Source organism: Rhodopirellula sp. J20-39 (assembly GCF_057365095.1).
Window position 1 is genome coordinate 2,079,046 of the sequence record NZ_CP195123.1, and the last position, 20,775, is coordinate 2,099,820.

The following is a 20,775-nucleotide window of genomic DNA, read 5'->3' on the forward strand; positions in this document are numbered from 1 at the left end:
GGTGACGTTGGCACGTTAGTAAACGTCTTCTGGATTGACCAAACGTGGTTCTTCGACGGTTGCCGATCCGTCCGCGGCCACGGTTCGAAAGAAGCAACTCGCATAGCCTTCGTGACATGCGGCCCCCACTTGATCGACCTGTAGCAAGATCGTATCCGCGTCACAGTCAACTTGGACCTTGCGGACGGTTTGTTGGTGGCCGCTGGTTTCGCCCTTTCGCCATAGCTTTCCTCGCGAACGACTGAAGTACACGGCGCGGCCGGTTTGCATGGTTTCGTCGAAGGCCGTTTGATTCATCCAAGCCATCATCAATACCCGACCGCTCTCGGCGTCTTGGGCGATCGCGGGCAGCAGTCGATCGCCACTGGCTTCGCAAGGAACCCCGGCGTCAAAATTGGGCGAAGCGGAGTCAGAAAGAGATGACATGGCGGAAACTAAAACAAAAAGGGCGGTGGCGATGATTTGTCCGACAACGGTATCAGGGACGCGGTTCGCTTTCCAGGATACAATGCCGGCGAACGGATTCCGAAATGCTTGTTTCGACGTGAAAGTTGAGAGGTTTGATGTCCAACTTGAAGGCGTGTCACTGTTGTGGATTGATCCACCGGTTGCCCGATTTGGCGGCCGGTGAAAGTGCGATCTGCACTCGCTGCCGGACTCCGATTGTGTCTGCGCGATCGGGCAAGTCAGCCGAGTTGTCCGCAAGTCGAACTGCCGCGGCGGCATTTGCGGCGTTCGTGTTGTTCTGGCCGGCGATCTTGTTGCCCATCTTGTCGATCGAAAAACTAGGACGGCATCATGAGCAAAGCGTGCTGTCGGGAACCATCGAATTGTTAAGCACGGGGAACTACTTTGTCGGTGCCGTCGTGTTGCTGTTTTCGATCTTGTTCCCCATGACCAAGTTGGTGTTGCTATTGGAGTTGTCGTGTCTGCAACTTTTACATGCGCGGCATAAAGCAGCGACGCTACGGTGGATGGAACATGCGGGCCGCTGGAGCATGATGGACGTCATGCTGTTAGCGTTCTTGGTGATGCTGGTGAAGCTTGGCAACCTCGTTCACTTTGACTTTGGACCAGCGGTTATCGCGTTCACGGCATGCGTGACCATGAGCATGATTGCTTCGCTTTCGTTTGACCCTCATTCTCTTTGGAAGGATACCACCGCATGAGTGAACTCGATTCGATTCCGATGGCCGAGCGATCGCAAGTGGGCGGTGCGGCTAATAAGAAAGCGGCTGCGGTATCACGAATGTGGTGGGTGGCTGCGGTTTGTTTGTTGTTGGCCGTCGGACTGACTTGGGCATCGTTGGAGACACCGGGGCGAACAATCACCATCCGTTTTGATCAAGGTCATGGGCTGGCGCCGGGGGACCTTATTCGGCACCGCGGAATCGAAATCGGCACGGTCCAGGAGGTGCGGTTGTTGCCTGACTTAGCCGGCATCGAAGTGGTTGGTGAACTGCAACAGCACGCGGACCGTGTGGCACGTGAAGGTTCGCGGTTTTGGATTGTTCACCCGCAATTGAACTTCGACGGTGTGAGTGGATTGGATACGGCGATCGGTGCAAAGTACGTGCGAGTTTTACCGGGGAAAGGGCCGACGACTCAAAGTGTGTTTGACGGTATGTCGATCGCGCCCCCGGAAGGAGCTGAGCAAGGCGGCAGCGAAGTGGTCTTGCGGGGCGAAGATCGATACGGGTTGTCGGTTGGTTCGCCGGTTACCTTTCGCGGCATCGAAGTGGGGCGTGTGTTGTCGAGTCGTTTGTCACCCGATGCCAAACATGTCGACACGACGGTGCAAATTGTTGCGCCGCACCAGCACTTGGTTTCGGAACGGACCAAATTTTGGAAAACCAGTGGGATTGATATCGCGGTCAGCTTAAAGGGACTTGAGTTTTCCGCTCAGTCGCTGGCAACGGTGCTGCGGGGAGGCGTCGCGTTTGCAACTCCTGGGCCTTCGCGAGGTGAAGAGACGCCGCGAGAACCGATCGAGACGGGGACGGTGTTTGAGTTGCACGAACGTGCCGATCCGGCTTGGCTTGACTCGCAAGCGGCGATCAACGTTTTGCAGTATCCAATTCCGCCAACGGTGGATCTGCGAGCGACTTGGCGAGAGAGGCAATTCGGCTTCACCCGCGCTCGAACCGCGACGGCACTGGGTTTGGTGATGGATGAAGCCGGACGTTCGGTAGTAGTCATGCCACGTGATTTCTTGCTGTCGCGAGCATCCGCGATCGACGATTCGTATGTCCTACAAGCTCGACTGGGCGATCAATTCGAAACGCTGGCGGTAAGCCCTAATAGCGTGGACGCAAAGGAAACTCAGGTCCGCGACGATCTGCTCGTGCGGGTACCGCTGGATGCAAGTTTGGTCGGCGGTTATCGCTCGCTGAATTTGGTTAGTCAACGTTTGCGGCGACCTAGCAAGATCGAAGACTGCTTCGTGGTGCGGAATTCTCAAGCGTCCGATCACTCGACCAAAGAAACGGCGACGTTGCTGGAAATGATCGGTGCCGAAGACTTGGTGGAAGAAGCCGGCTACTGGAAAAGCCGATCGTCAACGCTGAGTAAGGACCTTTGGCACGGTGCTCCAGTGCTCTCGGCCAAAGACGAAAAATGCATCGGGATGCTAATCGTGGGCCCGGGCGATGTGCGGATTGCAACGTGGTGATGATGGTTGTCGTGACGATCGGTGACAGATCGATGTTGTTAACCAAGCGTCGATGCTCGCACGCCATGTGAAACTATCGAGCCCACGGCTGATCGACCTGCTCTACCGCTGGTAGATCGGTAGGAAGCCGCGGTCGAATTGCAGCATGGTTAGATTACACGCGGTGACGTACACAGGGTGAATTTGACCTTCCCAAGAACCGTCGGGCTCTTGTTCCGCCGCGATTCGGTCGTACAAGCGATCGCGGAAGGGAAGCCATAGCTCGTCACCTTGGCGATAGACCACCTGGCTGTAGTACAAATACGTGTAATGCCAGTGCCCGAAAGCTGCGGTAGAGTCGCTGATGTCGTGTAGCGTGCTCTTGCTGTACTTCAACATTTCAGGAACGTGTTCGCTGTCGTAGTCGCCGGCGTTGTACAACGCGGCAAGCGCCGCGGCGGTGATGGCTGGGCGACTGCTGCCCGTTTGGCGGCTGCTGTAACTAATGCCGCCATCGGGGTTCTTGCATCGATAGATGTATTCTTTGGCTTTGTCGATCACTTCGCTACTGACGGGGATACCCGCGTTTCGGCAACCACGAAGGCCTTGGACTTGCGTGATTGTTGTGCTTCCTTCGTCGAAATCATTGCCTTCCTTAGCCGAAACGTAGCCCCAGCCGCCGGCCGCGGTTTGGGCGTTACCGCTGAACTGGACGGCGCGGGTCAAGACATCGACCAATTCTTCTCGACGGTCCAGCAGCCCTTCTTCGCCCAAGACCTGTGACAAGAACAGCATCGAAAAACCGTGGCCGTATGTGTACCGAGAATCGGTTTGCGGATCGCCGATCAAGCCGTTGCCACGAGACTTACTGATGATGAAATCAGCCGCTCTAGCGATTTGGCGAGCGTAAGGACCTTGGGTGGTCGTGCTGCCGCTGGCGATCATCGCAGTGCCAGACAAGGCGGCCATCGCGGTGGGATAGACCGTTGTGTTCCATTGTCCTCGTGAAGATTGCTGTCCCGCTAGCCAGTCGAGCCCTCGCGAGATCGAGCTTTCCCATTTGGCATTGGACCGCACAGCAGATCGAGAGCTTTCGGCCCGCGCTTTTAATGATGCGGTCGACGATGCCAAAGCCAGGCTTCCCGCCGCAGCACAACGGTGGATGAATTGCCGGCGATCAAGGAAGGAGCGAGGCATGGTTTTCCGCTTTGAAATTGGAAGTGTTTTGGATGAGCTAGGGAAATCCTGTACGCCCTCCAGACAGCACTATCTTACGGTAGATCACTAGGTTTGGGCCAGCTTAAGTGCAGCAGAGCTTTGAAAGTGTGCGACGGCCTTGAGATTAAAAGGGGGCAGCCGAAACGCGCACGGGACGCTTGAACGTGAAGGAAGTCCTCCTGTCGGGCCGATTCGATCGAAACGGCTGGTTGCGAGAGGCCCCTTGCGTACGATTAGCGGAAGTTAGTCCGCGGTTGTTGATTGTTGGTGGAGAAACGACCAGAATAGGGCGTGCGAATTACTTGCTTGGAACATCGGAAGTAGACGCTCCTACCCCCGCCACGGCCTACCCCATTTCGGCGAACAACGCCTCCCACCCATAATGGTTGCGACTTTGTGCATGAAACGGACCCTGCAGCATTCCGTGAAAGTCCTCTCTCGCCTCTCAAACACACTTGTTTTTGGGGGTGACCGTCATGGAAGAGCATTCGAGTCTCCGGTGCGATTCGAGTTAAACGAGCTTGTCGTTCCGTCCACGGCTCCAGTTTCAGGTGTTGAACTTTCTGTGGTCGGCAACCAAGTGGTCGCAAAACGATGAGTGCTCCGTCGCTGAATCTTTCGTTGCGGTCTCCAAGCTGGTTAAGCAGTGCATGCTTGGCTGGTTCGATAGCGATCCTGCTATGGGGCGGTGGTGTCTTATCCAGTGCGGCCGCAAGCGATTCGATCAACGCGGGATTAAGCCGGATCGCGGACTTTGTTGACAACCATTGTCGTGATTGTCATGGGACAGGTGATGCCGAAGGCGGTTTCGATCTGGATAAGGTGGACTTCTCTTCCGAGGCGTTTGCGCAGCCCGATTTCAAGAATTCGGCTTGGGAAAAAATCCTGCGCCGCATCCAAACTCGGCAAATGCCACCGCCGAGTGTCGATCGGCCGGACGAGTCGGAATACGAGGCGATCGCTGAAACGTTGCAAACGGTCCTGGATCACCATGCCAGCGAGTTCCCTCGCCCAGGCAAGGTCGCGACGATTCGCCGACTCACTCGACTTGAATATCAATATTCCATTCGCGACTTGTTGGGGATTGAAATCGATGCTGCCGACTATCTACCCAAGGATGAATCCAGCCATGGGTTTGACAACATCACGGTTGGCGAACTTTCGCCGACGCACTTAAACCGCTATCTGACGGCGGGGCAAAGTATCAGCCGTGCGGCCGTGGGCGGACGCGGCAACGGACCGGCGGGCGTCACCATTCGGCAACCCGCCGATCGTTCCCAGGAGGCTCATGTCGCTGGTTTACCATTTGGTACTCGGGGCGGATTGATCTTTCAGCATCACTTTCATCAATCCGGTACGTATGAAATCGAAATCAAGTTGACGCGTGATCGCGATGAGAAAATCGAAGGCCTGGATCGGCCGCACGATATCGACGTGCTGATTGACCGAGACCAGGTTCACCGCTTTCGAGTTCAACCCATCAAGGCCAAGGGTGACTGGAATGGAAACGATTTCACTCACGCCGACTCGCACTTGCACACGCGGATTCCAATCCAAGCAGGCAGTCGCTCGGTGGGTGTTACGTTCCCGAAAACATTTTCGTCCTTGAACGAAGGCAAGCGACAGCCGTTCGATGCGAACTTCAATCGTCACCGTCATCCCCGGCTGACTCCAGCGATCTTTCAGGTTTCTTTGGTTGGTCCATTGCAAACCGAAAACCGCGAGGCAAACGAGGAGTCGCTTGCTGCCCACGATCCGGGCATGACCGCCAGTCGTCAATTGATCTTTGGGCCTGAATACGCTCACAATTCCAGCACCGGCTCATTTGGCCGGGAAGATGCCAAAGGAATTTTGGCACGCTTGGCACAGCGAGCGTATCGACGTCCAGTGGACGATCGTGACATGGAAATTCTTTCGCAATTCTATGATGCAGGGGAAGCCGAAGGCGGTTTTGAACGAGGCGTTGAGTCCGCGTTGACGGCGATTCTGGTCAATCCGAACTTCTTGTTTCGTATCGAAGCCGGTGGTGAATCCGTTGCACTGGACGCTGGTCGCAACAAGGACGCTGGTCACCGCGAGGTCAATGGTGTTGGCGGGGAAGTTGTGAGCATTGGCGATTACGAGCTTGCTTCGCGACTTTCGTATTTCTTGTGGAGCAGTTTGCCTGACGCTCGTTTGCTTGAACTCGCGGCCGCGAGTGAGCTCCAACGCGAAGATGTTCTGCAGGATGAAGTGAATCGGATGCTAGCCGATAAGCGATCGGTCGCCCTGGTCGATAACTTTGCATCGCAGTGGTTGTATCTTCGCAACCTTGGATCGATCACGCCCGATTTGCGGATGTTCCCGGACTTCGATGACAATCTACGTCAGGCGTTTGTGCAGGAAACCAAGTTGTTGTTCCAAGACGTGCTGCAGAATGATCGCAGTGTGCTGGATTTGATTACGACCGATTCGACGTTTTTGAACGAGCGGCTGGCGACCCACTACGGTATCCGCGGTGTTCAGGGCAGCGAGTTTCGGCAGGTTGCTTTGTCGCCATCGAGTCGTCGAGGTGGGATCCTTCGTCACGGCAGTATCTTGATGGCGACGTCTTATGCGACACGAACTTCACCGACGATTCGTGGCAATTGGATTCTAGAGAACATCTTTGGAACCCCTGCGCCTCCGCCGCCGGCCAATGTTCCGAACTTGAAAGAGAACACACCGATCGAAGTCACCACGTTGCGTGAGCGTTTGGCCGCGCACCGCGACAATCCGGCTTGTGCGAGCTGCCATGATCGGATGGACCCGCTTGGTTTTGCTTTGCAGAACTTTGACGCGGTAGGGCGTTGGCGTGAATTTGAATCTGATCTAGCAATTGACTCCAGCGGTCAGCTTCCCGACGGTTCCAGCTTGAGTTCGGTTGATGAACTGGAAGCGGGCATCGTGGCTCGTCCCGCTGTGTTCGTGCAAACCTTGACCGAAAAGTTGATGACATACGCACTGGGCCGATCAGTGGAGCCTGATGACGGACCTGCGATTCGGCGGGTCGTTGATTTCGCATCCACCCAAAACAACACACTGTCTTCCATTATCACCGGCATCGCGATGAGCGATCCCTTTCGCAAACGGATAACGCAACCATGAGACGTATGTCAATTTCCCGACGGACGTTACTTCGCGGTTCCGGTACTGCGATTGCATTGCCGCTACTGGACGCCATGGTTCCAGCGATGACCGCTTCGGCCGCGACCGTTGCGGACCCTGAAAAGCTAAAACGGATCGGCTACATCTACATTCCGATGGGGTACAGCCCGGAACAATGGACCCCCGAGGGCGAGTCGCTTGATCAGTTGCCATCGAGCTTGCAGCCATTGGAAGCCGTCAAGGATCAATTGACGGTGATCACGAATACCGATTTGAAGAACGCTTATCCTGGATCGCATGCGACATCGAACTCGACGTTCTTGAGCGCTGCTCGTGCGAAACGCACCGAGAGCAGTGACTATCGCAGCGGTACGACGGTTGACCAGGTTGCCGCTCGCCACATTGGCCAGGATTCACAGTTGCCTTCGTTGGAATTATCGATGGACTTGTTGTCCACCGTCGGGCAGTGCGACAACGGTTACGCGTGTGTTTATCAGAACAGTCTTTCGTGGGCGTCGCCGACGCAGCCATTGCCGTCCGAAGCGCATCCTCGACTGGTCTTTGAAAGCTTGTTCGGGGAGGGTGGCACGCCGGAGCAAATGGCCCAGGCTCGTCGCAAACGTTCCAGCCTGTTGGACTTGGTCACTCAAGAGATTCATCGAATCAAGAAGCGGGTGGGTGCGAGCGATCGCAATAAAATCGATGGCTACTTAGATAGCATTCGCGAAGTGGAACGCCGGATCCAATTGGCCGAAGAAAACGCGAGCGACAATCCGCTGCCTGATTTGGATCGACCCATTGGCGTTCCGGCGTCTTTTGCCGAGCATGCCAAGTTGATGTTCGACTTGCAATTATTGGCGTTTCAAGGCGATATCACACGCGTCGTTTCTTTCCAGCTTGCTCGCGAAGCCAGTACACGGACCTATCCCGAAATCGGTGTGCCCGATCCACACCATCCAATTTCCCATCATGGGCACGATCCCAAGAAGTTGGAAAAGCTTGCCAAGATCAACCAGTATCATGTGTCGCTGTTTGCCGACTTTCTGAAGCGGATGGCTGACACGCCGGAGGGGAACGGCAGTTTGTTGGACCATACGCTGTACATGTATGGAAGCGGCATGGGGGATTCCGACGCGCACGATCACACCAACTTGCCAATCTTGGTCGCCGGCGGCGCGGCGGGCGGGATGAAAGGAGGCCGTCACTTGGCGTTTAAAGAGACCACGCCGCTGTCAAATGTTCATCTCACTTTGCTCAATCAAGTGGGGGTTCCGCTGGAAACGTTTGCCGACAGCACCGGCACGATCGATCACCTCTTTGATCCAGTCACGCTGAATTAGTTCGGCACTCAACGCTGTCCTTTTGCTTTCATTTCCTCCTGCAACAAAACGATCGAGCCCATTTTCATGCGAAAGGTATTGCAATGCGTTGTGTTGCTGATGTGGTTAGGATCGGCGGTTGCCCAGTCGAGTTTTTCTGATCTTGCTGAGCAGAAACGTTGGGATGAAATGTCCAGCCGACTTGCCATTGCTGAAACTGATCCCAACGAAATCCAAGCCGATGGAGCGACGGCGCTGCACTGGGCGGCGTTCCACAACCAAGCCGAAGCGATCGATTCGTTGGTTCACGCCGGGGCCGATGTCAATGCGACCAACGATTATCAAGTCACCCCGCTAAGCTTGGCGTGCGAGTATGGAAATACCGACGCGGTGATTGCATTGTTGGCTGCGAAAGCCGATCCAAGTTTGTCTCGGTTGGGGAAGGAAACGCCGTTGATGCTGGCGGCATTGGCCAACGATGTGCGGGCGGTGAAGCATCTGATTGATCATGGCGCACAAGTCGATGCGCGGGAAGTCCGGCAACAAACGGCATTGATGTGGGCGTCCGCTGCGGGCAACGTTGAAGTTGTTGACGAACTCATCCAGGCCGGCGCGGACCTAAATGCAAGGCTGCCACGGTCTGACTTTTCCGCGATCATGTTCGCTGCTCGAAATGGACGATCCGATGTGGTGATGCGATTGCTAGATGCGGGCTTGGATGTCAACGCGATCATGCAGCCGAAGCAAACGAGCGGTCGAAATCCGCGTAAGGGCATGTCGGCGCTGTTGTTGGCCGTGGAAAGCGGGCATTTAGAACTTGCATTGAAACTAGTCGGTCGCGGCGCCGATCCCAACGATCAACGCAGCGGCTTTGCGCCCCTGCACGCAATCACCTGGGTGCGCCGGACCGAGCTAGGGGATTCCGCCGAAGGTGATCCTGCTCCCCGGATCACGGGGGCGTTTCATACGCTCGCTTTCGTACGTGAAATCGTCCAATTGGGGGCGGATGTCAATTTGCGGCTGACTTCGGGGAAATCGAGAGGACAACGCTTGAATCCGAAAGGGGCGACTCCCTTTTTGTTGGCTGCTCGCGGAGCCGATTTGTCGCTTATGAAGTTGCTCTTGGAGCTGGGAGCGGATCCCTCGATCCCCAATTCTGTTGGCACGACCGCGTTGATGGCGGCGGCTGGCGTAGGAGTCATTGCTGTCGGTGAAGAGCCTGGCACACCCCAAGAAGTGGACACCGCGGTTGAGTTGCTGGTTGGTCTCGGGTTGGATCCCAACGCGGTCAATCAGAATCGAGAAACCGCCATGCACGGTGCCGCGTTGCGAACGTTCCCCAGCACGGTCACCACTTTGGCTCGTCTGGGTGCGGACCCGCAAATCTGGAATCGACCTAATCGGCGACGTTGGACACCGCACGACATTGGTCGTGGCAAGCGTCCAGGCAGCGTCAAACCGTCTCCGGAAACCATCGCTGCGCTCGACGCTGCGTTGGCGGTCTCCAAGGACGCACCGAAGCCGTCGGTGAATCCTTAGATGCGGTGTTGAGCGAGTGTAGGCTTCGGATCCTTCTTCGAGTCGTAACTACGTCGCTTTGATCTCGTATCCATGGCGATATTCCCGACGCAAGAATTGGTTTGCGGCATAGGCTTTTTCGCCGACGAAGGTTTCCGTGTTGGCATCGTGAACTAGCGTTGCAGTGGACTTTAAGGCCGCTGTGTCAACGCCGTACTGTGTCAGGCGAGATGTCATTCCGTCAATCAACCGAGTCCACTCGGGAACCGCGGTTTGTGACGTCAGTTCTTCCTGGGAGAAAGCACTGCCAGCACGAAATGCGACATTGGCGAGGTTGCACCATCCGGTACTGAAGTGTCCGTTTTCGATCGGCGCGTTTAACACCGAGGCGTTTCGATCTCGAACCGCCGTGATAAAATTATCGACGTGCAGTGCAATCATGTTCGAGTCTACGTGGAACTTTCGGATCACTTTGCCGCCTTGGTCGACCGCTTTGCCGCTACCACGTTGGCCGAGGAAATAGCCACCATCGCAAACGATCACATAGCCGCTACTCGGAGCTTCTTTAGGCCAAGCTTGTTGTGAGGATGTGCTACTGACCTTCCACGCCCCTTTTTGCTTGGGTTGGGTTGGTAGATTGCTAAGTGCAATCATCGTTGGGAACGTCTTGGTTTCTAGCAACGCAAAGTGCACGTTGGGTGTTTCGCCGGCATCATTCCAGCCGACGCGACCACCACCCACCGTGATGCGATCCGGCAGGTCTTGGCTGTCTTGGTAGGCCACGTTTCGGACATCGTCGAGAATGTGGACGCCCCAATTTCCCATCTCTCCGGTGCCGGTGTTCCAGTCCCAGTGCCAATCGTAATGCAATTGATTGCGATAGATCGGCTCGATCGCGGCGGGCCCAAACCACAATTCCTGGTCAACCTCTTTTGGGAAGGGGAGTGCATCGGATCGCTTACCGATCGGACCTCGCAGTCCCAGGCGGTTTGCCTGGACGTATTGAATTTCCCCGAGGCCTTTCTCGGTGTGCAGGAACTCGCGAATCTGGGTTTGCATCGGATCGCTGCGTTGTTGCGTTCCCAGCTGTACGATTCGGTTATGCTTCGCCGCAGTGCGGACGACTTGCCGTCCTTCCCACTGATTATGTCCGAGTGGCTTTTCAACGTAAACATCTTTTCCCGCTTCCAACGCCCAGATCGCAGCCAAGCAATGCCAGTGATCGCAGGTCGCAATAACGACGGCATCGACCGAGGGTGAGTCCAAAGCCTTACGAAGATCTTTGACGGCGGTTGCCTGATACAACGCTGCGGTTGTTTCAGCGCGTTGGAGGTCAGGATCAGCGACCATCATCACCTTTGCTCCGTCCGCTTTCGCGAAGTACGAGGCCAACTGGCTGCCTTTCCCGCCAGCACCAAGAACCGCAACGCGAATTTCGTCAATGGACGCCGCCGCGTGAACTCGCAGTGGTGTGGAAACGGTTGCGATCCCCGCGGCGATTCCACCTAAAAAGGAGCGGCGTTGGATTGAACCTGAAGGAGCTTGGTTAATCAATGTCATGAGCTTTGAACTGTATTAGGGGCTGCGTTTCCAGTTGTCTCGCTTAGTGGGCACTAGTGAAACAGTGCCACATGATTTCTTTAGCGAAACTTCTGGAATTTGTTGCAAAAGATGCAACGCAGGTCGGGTTAGTTACAGGTTCGGTAGCTCGATACCCCCTTTTTACTTCTCTTGTGATTTGCTCGCAAGGGCTTTGGGTGTTCCCAAAAGGCTCTTTGTGGATGCATCGCAAGCGTTGGTTTTGTTTGTCCGTTTTACATAAAGGTGTTGTTTAGTGTTGAGAAAATGCTTCGGTCTCGTTGGAGTTTTGATTCTTGTTGTCGGTTTGATTGGGTGTGATGGTGGTTCCTCTGCGGTCGTCGATCCCGATCAGCTTTCCGCTAAAGAGGCCGAGGATTTGCGGATCGCCAACGAAGAATACGAGGCATACATGAACGAGTAGTGAGTTTCGAATGCATGTTAAGAGCATTCTGTTTTACCCCTATTTTTCTTTCTATTGATGAAGAGAGCACGCATGAGATTTCAGACACGAAAAGTCGGTTTTACATTGGTTGAGTTGCTAGTTGTTATTGCAATTATTGGCGTTTTGGTGGGGCTGTTGTTGCCCGCTGTCCAGGCTGCACGAGAGGCTGCGCGTCGGATGAGTTGTAGCAACAATTTCAAGCAAATAGGCTTGGCAGTGCATAACTACCATTCCGCTTTTAATCAATTGCCGCAGCAAGGTTGTGGGTCTGCAGAGACCGCATTCGTACCTGCTAACTCTAGTGAATCCACTGCTCGGCTCTATTTGAGCTGGTTAGTAGCGATCACGCCATTTGTGGAGCAACAAGCGATTTGGGAGAACATTGTGACTGGTGTTGACTCCGATGGGACGACGTTCCAACCGATGGGGCCACAGCCTTGGGATCAATCATTCACACCTTGGATGACTGATATTCCTGCGTTCCGATGCCCAAGCGATCCGGGTTTCGGATTGCCAGCGAATGGTCGCAGCAATTACGGTGCATGCATCGGTGATCACATGCGGTTGACCAATGGTGGCGGACGTAATGAGCGAGGCTTCTATGAAGGTCCAGACGATTCCGATGCGGGAATCGGTGGAACCAATTTGGTTGACGATTCGTCAGCAGCAGTGGAAGCTCGTGGCACTAACCGAGGCATGTTCTGGATGCGTCATTCGACTCGTTTCCGTGATGTGCTAGACGGGCTATCGAACACGATCATGGCAGGCGAAATTGCGACAAGTCTTGGTGCGAACGAAGTTAATGCAAACGTGGCCCACTTGACGGATAACGCTTTGATCAGTGCGTCGGACTGGAGTGTGCAAGTTTGCCTGGACCGAGTCGACGTGAATCGGCCGCAGTTCTTCAAGTCGGGGACTCAGTGTTCTAACAGCGCCGGCAAGTCCGCTCGCGGATTCGTCTGGGGTGATGCCCGGTTGTTGTACACATCTGTGCAAACCATCTTGCCACCCAATAAACCGTCGTGCGTTCGAAACCGTGACAAGGGGCAGGGGCTGTCAACTGTCGGTAGTCGTCACCAGGGAGGAGCTCATGTTTGTATGGGTGACGGCGCGATTCGCTTTATCACCGATTCGATCGAAGCTGGTGATCACAACATCCGTCCTCAAGTTGGCAGGGCAAGCCCATTCGGTTTGTGGGGGGCGTTGGGAACTCGCGCAATGAAAGAGACGATTGAGGAATTCTAATCTCGATTGATCGTCGAACGATTCTATAGAACCTTCTTGCCATCGCGGCAAGAAGATTGCTTGTACGACCGGCCAAGCAGCAAAACTGTTCAGCGCTAACTATTGACCAAGCTTTAGCGAAGACAATGTTAGCTTTGGAGATGACGTCTCATGAGAGATTGTCAGACTTTTGCAATCGCCGGTGACATTTGCAGAACGTGTCCGCTGGAGGCATTGATCGAGAACGCTTTTAATTCCGCCGGCACTAAGACACTGTCACCAGCGTTTAGCTCCATCGAACTTCGATCGTACGTAAGTTCGGCGGTGCCATCGACAACGGTGATCAATTGGCATCGGTCATGTTCGTTAACGGCGCAGTCCGTGTTGCGGATTGATGTCAGATCAAACTTGTCGCACGAAACCAATTCGGTGATTCCCGTTTCGGTCGTCGCGCGGATCGGATCGACGGGGCCACTTTCAAAGTCCGTGACTTCGAGTGATTGTTCGATGTGCAGCTCGCGCGAGTTGCCGTTGGCGTCGAGCCGGTTCCAGTCGAACAATCGGAATGTGGTGTTGCTGGATTGTTGAATTTCAGCCACCAGCAAACCACCGCCCAGTGCGTGGACGGTTCCGGCCGGGATGAAGACGCAGTCGCCGGGCTCGGGGTGAAACGAGTGAAGTGCGTCCTCGGTACGACCGGCCGCCACTAAATCACGCAGGGTTTGATGATCGATATCCGGTTTCAGTCCGGCATAGATCACGCTGTCGGGCGTGGTCGCCAAGATGACCCAGGCTTCCGTTTTTCCTAAGTCGGGCGGCGTCATCGTCGCTCCGTAGGCGTCGTCGGGATGGACTTGAACCGACAGCACTCGATTGCAATCGAGAAATTTCAACAGCAATGGGAAAGAGTTTGTCCCGCGATTGGCCGCCACCCATCGCTGACCCATCAACCATTCGGGGTGTTGCTGAACGAGGGAATTGAGGGGCTGGCCTTTGAGAGGACCGTTGGTGACCACGCTTTGATCGTCGCCGTGATCGACGATTTCCCAGCTTTCGGCGTAGTCTTCGGCGTCCCCAATCGGCTTGTGCAGATGCGTTCCAAGACGTCGACCGCCCCAAATGGTTTGCTTGATAAGCGGAGCAAATTGAAGTGGATAGGGAGTCATCTTGTCGAAATCCAATAGGTGGAGCCGGAATGAGGCCGTTATTGGGCCACAATCCGGATAATCTGACAAGCCACCTCAATGGCCGCGAATATTAGGCTTGCATGGACAGAAATCGCAAAAGTGGCGTGATGGTTGGCTGCGAGCAATTGCTGATACCAAGCCACCAAATGCCAACGACAAGTCACTCAGCGCTGGAGATTCAGTTCCTCCATCCAAATGAGTTGCCGTGAGGTGTTCGGCTGCTTCGTGAGATTTTCGTCACTGCGTCAGTCGTCTCGCACATGCGCTAGACCGCCAACGTATTGAAGGGCGGCAATGTTTGGGGACTCTGTAAAATATTCCGGTTGTGTTGGTCGCGTCTAAGTCCGTGTCAACGATCGATCGAATCGGAAGAATTGGAACGACTCGGGCAGTGGGGCCGGTCGATACCATCGCTATCAGGCAAACTTGCACGATAAGCCGCACTGCCCTCACAAGTATCACTATTGCAATCGCAGTCAGGTATGCAACTGGCATTGCTCGAGTTGGTTTCGAGTTGACGCGGATGAGTCGTTCGACAGAGGAAATTGACAATGAGTCCATCCGCAACCGACATGTTTTCGTTGTCATCTTGGAACTGGATCGCCGTGGCCGTTCTGTGTATCGCTTTGGCGAGCGATGCATCAATCATCCGGGCTGAAGATCCAGCTTCGGGCGTCTTGATAGACGGACAACCGGAGTTGATCGTTGCAGAGCAAGATCGCCATTCGGACAGTCCGTGGTTCATCGATCCATTGGACCTGTACGTCGATTCGAAAGTAGAGCCGGTGAACTTCACCGAGATGGTGAGCGAATCGACTTCCTGCGACCGTTGCAGTTCGTCGATCGGGCAATGCAGTTGCCATTCACAAAGGCATCCTCTGGAACAGCTATCGTTCTTAGCTGCGATCGATGGATCGAAACAACCGCAAGGTTATGGAGTCAATGCCGACTTAGGCATTCGTTTGCGTGGTCAGTACGCAGCGCCCTTGTTTGAACAGTATGGCATTGGTTTTCAAATTGGATCGGCACTGACTTGGACTGATAACGCGGTGCAGGTTTTCGAGTTGCTGGGTGAGGCAACAACTCGGTTCCAAAGCTACACCACGTTGGGGCTTTTTCGCCGTTCCGGGCGGTGGGGCGTCGGAGTGGTCATGGACTACCAATACCAAGAAGGATTTGACAACACTTCGTTGGGCCAGTTTCGCGGACGAGTTTCGTATGACATGACCGCTCAAACCCAGGTCGGGTTGCAGGGAAGGCTGCGAGCGTTCGATGACACTGCTGAATTCAATGGAAATTTGGTCACATTGCAGACCATTAACCAGGGATCGTTTTTTGTACGGCATCTCTTTCAATCAGGCGTTCAAGGAACGGTTTGGTTAGGATTGGCGGAAGAACATGGAGAATCCAATGCGGCATTTGGTGCGGCACCCGCTCACGAGGACGCCGTACTCTTCGGTGCGGACTTTCTTGCTCCATTGAATGATTCGTTGGCGATGTATGGTGAAACAAATTTGATAACCCCAGCCGATACAGGAACCGTCGACGCGTTCCTAGGACTGGTTTGGTATCCGTTCGGAAATGCAAGAAGGGCTCATCGTGCTACCTATGCCCCAATGATGTCGGTAGCGGCACCTACTAGCTTTTCCGTCGATCTTGTTCCGTAGCGGGTAGGCTGCGGATTCACCTCGAGATTGAAATGGATCTGGATTTCTAGCCATTGCCATCGTCTTAAGCTTTAGATTGGGTGGCAGTGCAGCGGGTTGAGTGGCGACGCGTCCGGCGTTGGTGTGGTGCCCATCGATAGTGTTAAGCACAGTTTGGGATGCGATTTATGTCCACCGATGCAACGTTAGACCTCAACGTTTCACCAAGACCCATGCGGATTGTTTCGCAAGGCAAGGATGGTGACGCGTTATACGACGGCGGTAGTTTTGAACTTCGTGTGATGAATCGAGCTACGTCCAAGCGACGAGAGCAGATCTCGCGGCAGATTGATCTGCTTTCGTTGATCACGCATCACAGTATTCGTCCGGTGCTCTTTTCGAATTTCGACGGTGCTGTTGCTGAGCTCGGGTTGCAGGTTCCCGAGCATCTTGATCCGGTCGCGGACCAACTCGTTAGTTTGGCTGGCGAGTTGGAGTTACTTCAAAAGCTTCAAATCGCAGTGGATATCGTTGAGGCGTGCGAAGTTGCTCATCAGGTTGGTTTACATCAAGGTGGTTTCCTCGCATCAAGCATTCTTGTTGACTTCCATTCCCCTTCCACTTCCGATTCTCATCGTCCTCGTCTGTCGGTCGATTTCACTGCAACACGGTGCGCTGGGAATCGCGATACTCTAGACGACGATATCGGTTCGGGAAAAAGTACGGAAGCAGAGCTTTCGGTCGAGCATGATCTGGATGGATTGCGGAAGCTGTTTGCATGGTTGGTGGGCGATGCATTGGAACTTCCGCTGCCGTCGGATGTGTCGACTCGACTTGGTGGTCGCCAGCGAGCAATCTTTCGGCAATGGATTCACTTCGATGAAGATGACACTGCACCATCGCTAAGTCAGTGGCGATCCATCTTGGAGGACTTCGGGTCACAATCGGCTTCGCTGGAAACGACGGGCGTCCTGGATGCGCCGCTCAAGCCAATCCCGATGGTTGACGATTCGAATTCAGCGACAGACGCTTTTGATGTTGGATTGGATGTAAGCGACGTTTTCGAATTAAACGAAGTGGTCGATATTCCAAAGCAATTAGGACGATTCCGAATCGATAATCTGATCGGTGAAGGCGGCATGGGAGCCGTTTACCGAGCTTTGGATCTATCCAACGAAGAGACCGTAGCCGTCAAAATATTGCGAGCCAATGGAAAGAACATTGCTCACGCAGTACGCCGGTTTGCTAAAGAAGCTCGCCTGCTTGCGGACATCCAGAATGACCATATCACTCGTTTGATCGATGTTGGCGAAGAAGGTGGCGTGCACTACTTCGCGATGGAATACGTCGATGGCACTGACTTGAAGACATGGCTTAAAGGCCACGCGGAATTGTCCGAAGCGGATGCGTTGCGGATTGCTGCTGACATGGCTCGAGCCTTGGTGGACGCTCATTCGCAGGGCGTAATTCACCGTGACGTTAAACCAGAAAACGTGTTGCTGCGGCGATGTCACGCAATCGAGACGGGTGCGGAAAAGACGCCGTTGTCGCAACGTCCTATTTCTGATTTCACATTGATGTTAACGGACTTCGGGATCGCTCGGCACGTTCATCAATCCGAGTCGATGGAGGTGACTCGCGCGGGAACGGTAGTGGGGACCCCGAAGTACATGTCGCCGGAACAGTGTAAGTCGTCGGCTGAATTGGGACCGACAACAGATGTCTATTCAATTGGCGTCACTCTTTTCGAGTTGCTGACGGGATCCGTACCGTACGAATCGGATGAATTCATAACGCTCGCGGCAATGCACTGTACGGATCCCATCCCAGCGGTGCAGAAACGCAACGCCAAGGTGAGTGATGCAGCCAGCCGGATCGTGCAACGAACGATGGCCAAGGATCCTTCGCAGCGATATGGCGACGCTTCGCAATTGCTAGCGGACCTGTTGCAACTGTTGCGAGGTGACGCATCCGACGTGCAGGCTCATCCTCGGTTGCCTGTTGGGCATGACCAAGAAAGGGTCTGGGAAAAGACAGTAGCTTGGGATTTAGAGAGCGAGCCGCTGAAACTCTGGCCACTGGTGTCCAATACAGAACGCTTGAATGAAGCGATCGGTTTGCCACCCGCCGAGTATCGAACTGAAAAAGACCCTCAGTTCGGCATTCGCAAGTTTGGGTCGTTCACGCTGAGCGGTATCAAGATCACTTGGGAGGAACACCCGTTCGAGTGGATCGAGGGGCAGCGTATGGGAATCCTTCGCGAGTTTGACAGTGGCCCCATGAAGTGGTTCATGAGCGTTGTCACGCTGACGCCGCGTCCGGATGGTGGAACGAGTTTGTCGCATCAGGTTCGTATCGAACCTCGTAATTGGCTAGGACGTGTGTTGGCCACCGTTGAAGCAGACTGGAAGGGATTTCGGAACCTTACCAAGGTTTACCAGCGGATGGATCGGGCATTGCAAGGGAAGTTGCAAGCGAATCAAGGTAGCGATCCGTTTGCTGTCACACCGCGTATGTCAGCCGCTCAAGATCGCCGGCTGCGACAGCGTATCGAGCAGCTTGTCGAGGCGGGTGTGAGCCCCGAGGTTGCAAACTGTTTGGCTGCGATTATCCGCGAAAGCTCGGCTCAAGAACTGGCCAGCATGCGCCCCTTAGCACTAGCAGATCACGGTAAGGTCGCTGGCGATGAAATGATCGACGCTTGTTTGATTGCGGCTGACTTAGGGATCCTGAACTTGCACTGGGACATCCTTTGTCCGACGTGCCGTGTTTCCGCCGACACGAAACAAGTGCTAGCTGATATCGATGCACACACTCATTGCGAGGCTTGTGACGTCGATTTCCAGTCCAACCTTGCTGGTGCGATCGAAATGGTTTTTCAAACGCATCCGGAAATCCGGGAAGCGAATTCCGGACAATATTGCGTGGGTGGTCCGGAACATTCCCCGCACGTGGTTGTTCAACTACGGATGGAAGCAGGTGAGTGTTTGCGGTTACCGATTGATTTGGATTCTGGTGACTATTTGCTGCGAGGCCCTCATCTTCCCAACACGCAAAGCATTCGAGTGCATTCCCGTTCGGCACCGTCGACTTGGGACGCATCATTGTCGTCCTTGGGAACCAGTAACCACATCCCGAAGTTGCGAGCAGGCCGTCAAACATTGACGTTGCACAACGACTTGCCGACGCGACAGATTTTGCGGATCGAACGCATGATTCCGCGAGGTGACGTGGTGACCGCCGCGGCGGCTTCCGCTCATCCTATGTTTCGAAAATTGTTTCCGCACCAAAAGTTCGCCGACAGCAATCCGATTGCAACGGAGACGATGGCGTTCATGGCGACCAGCATCAACAGCATTGATAGCCTCTACTCTGCACTCGGCGATGCCGAAGCCTATGCCGTCGTTCAGCAACATCATTCGGTTTTAGAACGCTGTGTGATTAGTTCAGGCGGTGCGTTGGTGAAAACGATCGGTGAGAAATCATTGGCAACCTTTGTGGTTCGAAAAAACGCGGTGACGGCGGCGAAACGTCTGCGATCGGAGCTGGCCGAGCTTGCTATTGCCGAGATGGAAGTGGGGATTGGGATCCACTGCGGGCCGACGCTCGTGACGACGCAAAACAATCAACTGGACTATTTCGGAAGTACCGTTCGGGCGGTTTCCGCACTTTCGGACCGTGTCGGCGGGGACACCGTTTTGACCGAATCGGTTTACACGGATGCGGAATTCGAGGGGCAATCGTCGGGTTTGAGCGACCTTGTGGAGTATTTTGACCTTCCTGGAGTCCCCGGGATGAGAACACGCCGTTTGGTCCAGTCGCCTCCCCCGCAGCCGATCGAATCGTAAAATACCCGTAAAATCAAAGTTTCAGACGATCGCGGGACGGGCTAGATGGGCATCGGCCGGGGCCATGAAGTACGAAATTCTGCAAATGGATTGAAGATGAAACGGTTGTGCCGCCGATAACGATTGTGCCACCGGTCGATTTGAGGCAAGGAAATGCCGCTTTGTACCGGGACACAGTTATGCTGCCACGGGCGGCAATTCCATCGCGTTGGGGCGAATCCAGATGACACAAACGATGAACATGCGACGACTCGTCACCACATCTTTCGCTGGGCTTCTTTTTGCAGCCGTCATGGTATCCAGCACGGGCTGTCAGGTTTCTCTGAACGGCCAAACGCTGCCAAGTCCTTACTATTTGCAGGACGACGTGCAATACTTCCCGGCTGGGCCGGAGTTCAAGTTGTCTCGCGAAGCAGCCGCTTTGCGGGCCGCAACGGCGGAAGAAAAGCTGAATCGCTAGTTAAGCACCTGCACGGTAACGACCATGAATCGCACACCACACCAAGAGCGGATCATCCGCAACTACTACCAGAATCGCGATTCAATCGGTCTGCAGAAGGCTCAAGAGGCCGTTACCGAGCTGTATCTTAGCGAAGGCAAGAAACGCCTGACGGTCTGGAAACGATTGGCCAGTCACCTGGAAAAGATCGGTTTGAAAGAGGACCAGATTTCGGCGCTTCGCGAGTCGGACGATCCGGCGGCGGTAGCGAAGTTGTTAGAAAAGTTCACAGGCTAGAGCCGGGTTTGCTGCTCGCCCTGATGGCGGCTTGCCACGCCGAAATTCTGTATGCCGTGTAATCGGGACCCAGGAAGCAGGTACCCGCGAAGTCGGGACCTTCGGTAGCTGTTTCCGAATCGCTTGCACGCTTGCAATCCGCTCGCTTTCTTTTGGCACCGAGCGTCTTGGCACCGATTGTCACTGAACGCTGTCGAGCGAATCTTGCCGGGTTGGAAGATCACGCTGAGAGAGAACCGCTCTGGAACCAGTGGCCACTTCGAACAGGAAGATGGCGCTG

The 20,775-nt window shown here is 54.6% G+C and carries 15 protein-coding genes; 11 read left to right on the forward strand and 4 right to left on the reverse strand.

What is annotated here, in order from left to right:
* Positions 1-15: 15 nt before the first annotated feature.
* A complete protein-coding gene (gene hisI, locus ACR3ZL_RS07460) occupies positions 16-426 on the reverse strand; it encodes a phosphoribosyl-AMP cyclohydrolase (RefSeq protein WP_473648509.1) in 411 nt (136 codons plus the stop codon).
* A gap of 137 nt (positions 427-563) precedes the next feature.
* Here hisI and ACR3ZL_RS07465 point away from each other — a divergent pair, with 137 nt between their 5' ends.
* On the forward strand, positions 564-1,169 hold the full coding sequence (locus ACR3ZL_RS07465; RefSeq protein WP_473648508.1) for a paraquat-inducible protein A: 606 nt from the start codon (positions 564-566) through the stop codon (positions 1,167-1,169).
* Positions 1,166-2,671 carry an MlaD family protein gene (locus ACR3ZL_RS07470; RefSeq protein ID WP_473648507.1) on the forward strand — a complete coding sequence of 502 codons (1,506 nt, stop codon included), beginning with the start codon at positions 1,166-1,168 and terminating at the stop codon, positions 2,669-2,671. Before ACR3ZL_RS07465 ends, ACR3ZL_RS07470 begins: the two co-directional genes overlap by 4 nt.
* Positions 2,672-2,773: 102 nt before the next feature.
* Here ACR3ZL_RS07470 and ACR3ZL_RS07475 read toward each other — a convergent pair whose 3' ends face one another.
* A complete protein-coding gene (locus ACR3ZL_RS07475; protein WP_473648506.1) occupies positions 2,774-3,847 on the reverse strand; it encodes a prenyltransferase/squalene oxidase repeat-containing protein in 1,074 nt (357 codons plus the stop codon).
* 615 nt (positions 3,848-4,462) lie between these two features.
* On the opposite strand from ACR3ZL_RS07475, the gene ACR3ZL_RS07480 reads away from it, so the two are divergent.
* From ACR3ZL_RS07480 to ACR3ZL_RS07490, 3 genes are all read left to right on the forward strand, one after another.
* Positions 4,463-6,994, forward strand: a complete 2,532-nt coding sequence (locus ACR3ZL_RS07480; protein WP_473648505.1) for a DUF1592 domain-containing protein — start codon at positions 4,463-4,465, stop codon at positions 6,992-6,994.
* Positions 6,991-8,334: a DUF1552 domain-containing protein gene (locus ACR3ZL_RS07485; RefSeq protein ID WP_473648504.1), complete on the forward strand. Its 1,344-nt coding sequence runs from the start codon at positions 6,991-6,993 to the stop codon at positions 8,332-8,334. Before ACR3ZL_RS07480 ends, ACR3ZL_RS07485 begins: the two co-directional genes overlap by 4 nt.
* A gap of 66 nt (positions 8,335-8,400) precedes the next feature.
* Positions 8,401-9,852 carry an ankyrin repeat domain-containing protein gene (locus ACR3ZL_RS07490; RefSeq protein ID WP_473648503.1) on the forward strand — a complete coding sequence of 484 codons (1,452 nt, stop codon included), beginning with the start codon at positions 8,401-8,403 and terminating at the stop codon, positions 9,850-9,852.
* Between the two features lie 48 nt (positions 9,853-9,900).
* Here the strand turns inward: ACR3ZL_RS07490 and ACR3ZL_RS07495 are convergent, their stop codons facing one another.
* Positions 9,901-11,391, reverse strand: coding sequence for a Gfo/Idh/MocA family oxidoreductase (locus ACR3ZL_RS07495; RefSeq protein ID WP_473648502.1), 1,491 nt, complete (start codon positions 11,389-11,391; stop codon positions 9,901-9,903).
* Positions 11,392-11,665: 274 nt separating this feature from the next.
* Between ACR3ZL_RS07495 and ACR3ZL_RS07500 the strand changes: the two genes are divergently transcribed.
* Complete coding sequence (locus ACR3ZL_RS07500) at positions 11,666-11,833, forward strand: hypothetical protein (protein WP_473648501.1); 168 nt, start codon at positions 11,666-11,668, stop codon at positions 11,831-11,833.
* 72 nt (positions 11,834-11,905) lie between these two features.
* Positions 11,906-13,099 (forward strand): DUF1559 family PulG-like putative transporter, encoded by a 1,194-nt coding sequence (locus ACR3ZL_RS07505; RefSeq protein WP_486173337.1) that lies wholly within the window; start codon positions 11,906-11,908, stop codon positions 13,097-13,099.
* A gap of 161 nt (positions 13,100-13,260) precedes the next feature.
* Here the strand turns inward: ACR3ZL_RS07505 and ACR3ZL_RS07510 are convergent, their stop codons facing one another.
* On the reverse strand, positions 13,261-14,244 hold the full coding sequence (locus ACR3ZL_RS07510; RefSeq protein ID WP_473648500.1) for a type I phosphomannose isomerase catalytic subunit: 984 nt from the start codon (positions 14,242-14,244) through the stop codon (positions 13,261-13,263).
* Between the two features lie 572 nt (positions 14,245-14,816).
* Between ACR3ZL_RS07510 and ACR3ZL_RS07515 the strand changes: the two genes are divergently transcribed.
* From ACR3ZL_RS07515 to ACR3ZL_RS07530, 4 genes are all read left to right on the forward strand, one after another.
* The gene (locus ACR3ZL_RS07515) at positions 14,817-15,932 is read left to right on the forward strand and encodes a DUF6666 family protein (protein ID WP_486173338.1); all 1,116 of its coding nucleotides are present in this window, start codon (positions 14,817-14,819) and stop codon (positions 15,930-15,932) included.
* Between the two features lie 167 nt (positions 15,933-16,099).
* Positions 16,100-19,759 (forward strand): protein kinase domain-containing protein, encoded by a 3,660-nt coding sequence (locus ACR3ZL_RS07520; protein WP_473648498.1) that lies wholly within the window; start codon positions 16,100-16,102, stop codon positions 19,757-19,759.
* Between the two features lie 223 nt (positions 19,760-19,982).
* A complete protein-coding gene (locus ACR3ZL_RS07525; protein ID WP_473648497.1) occupies positions 19,983-20,219 on the forward strand; it encodes a hypothetical protein in 237 nt (78 codons plus the stop codon).
* A 24-nt stretch (positions 20,220-20,243) separates the two neighbouring features.
* Entirely contained in the window at positions 20,244-20,495 is a 252-nt protein-coding gene (locus ACR3ZL_RS07530) for a hypothetical protein (RefSeq protein WP_473648496.1), read from the forward strand.
* Positions 20,496-20,775 lie beyond the last annotated feature (280 nt).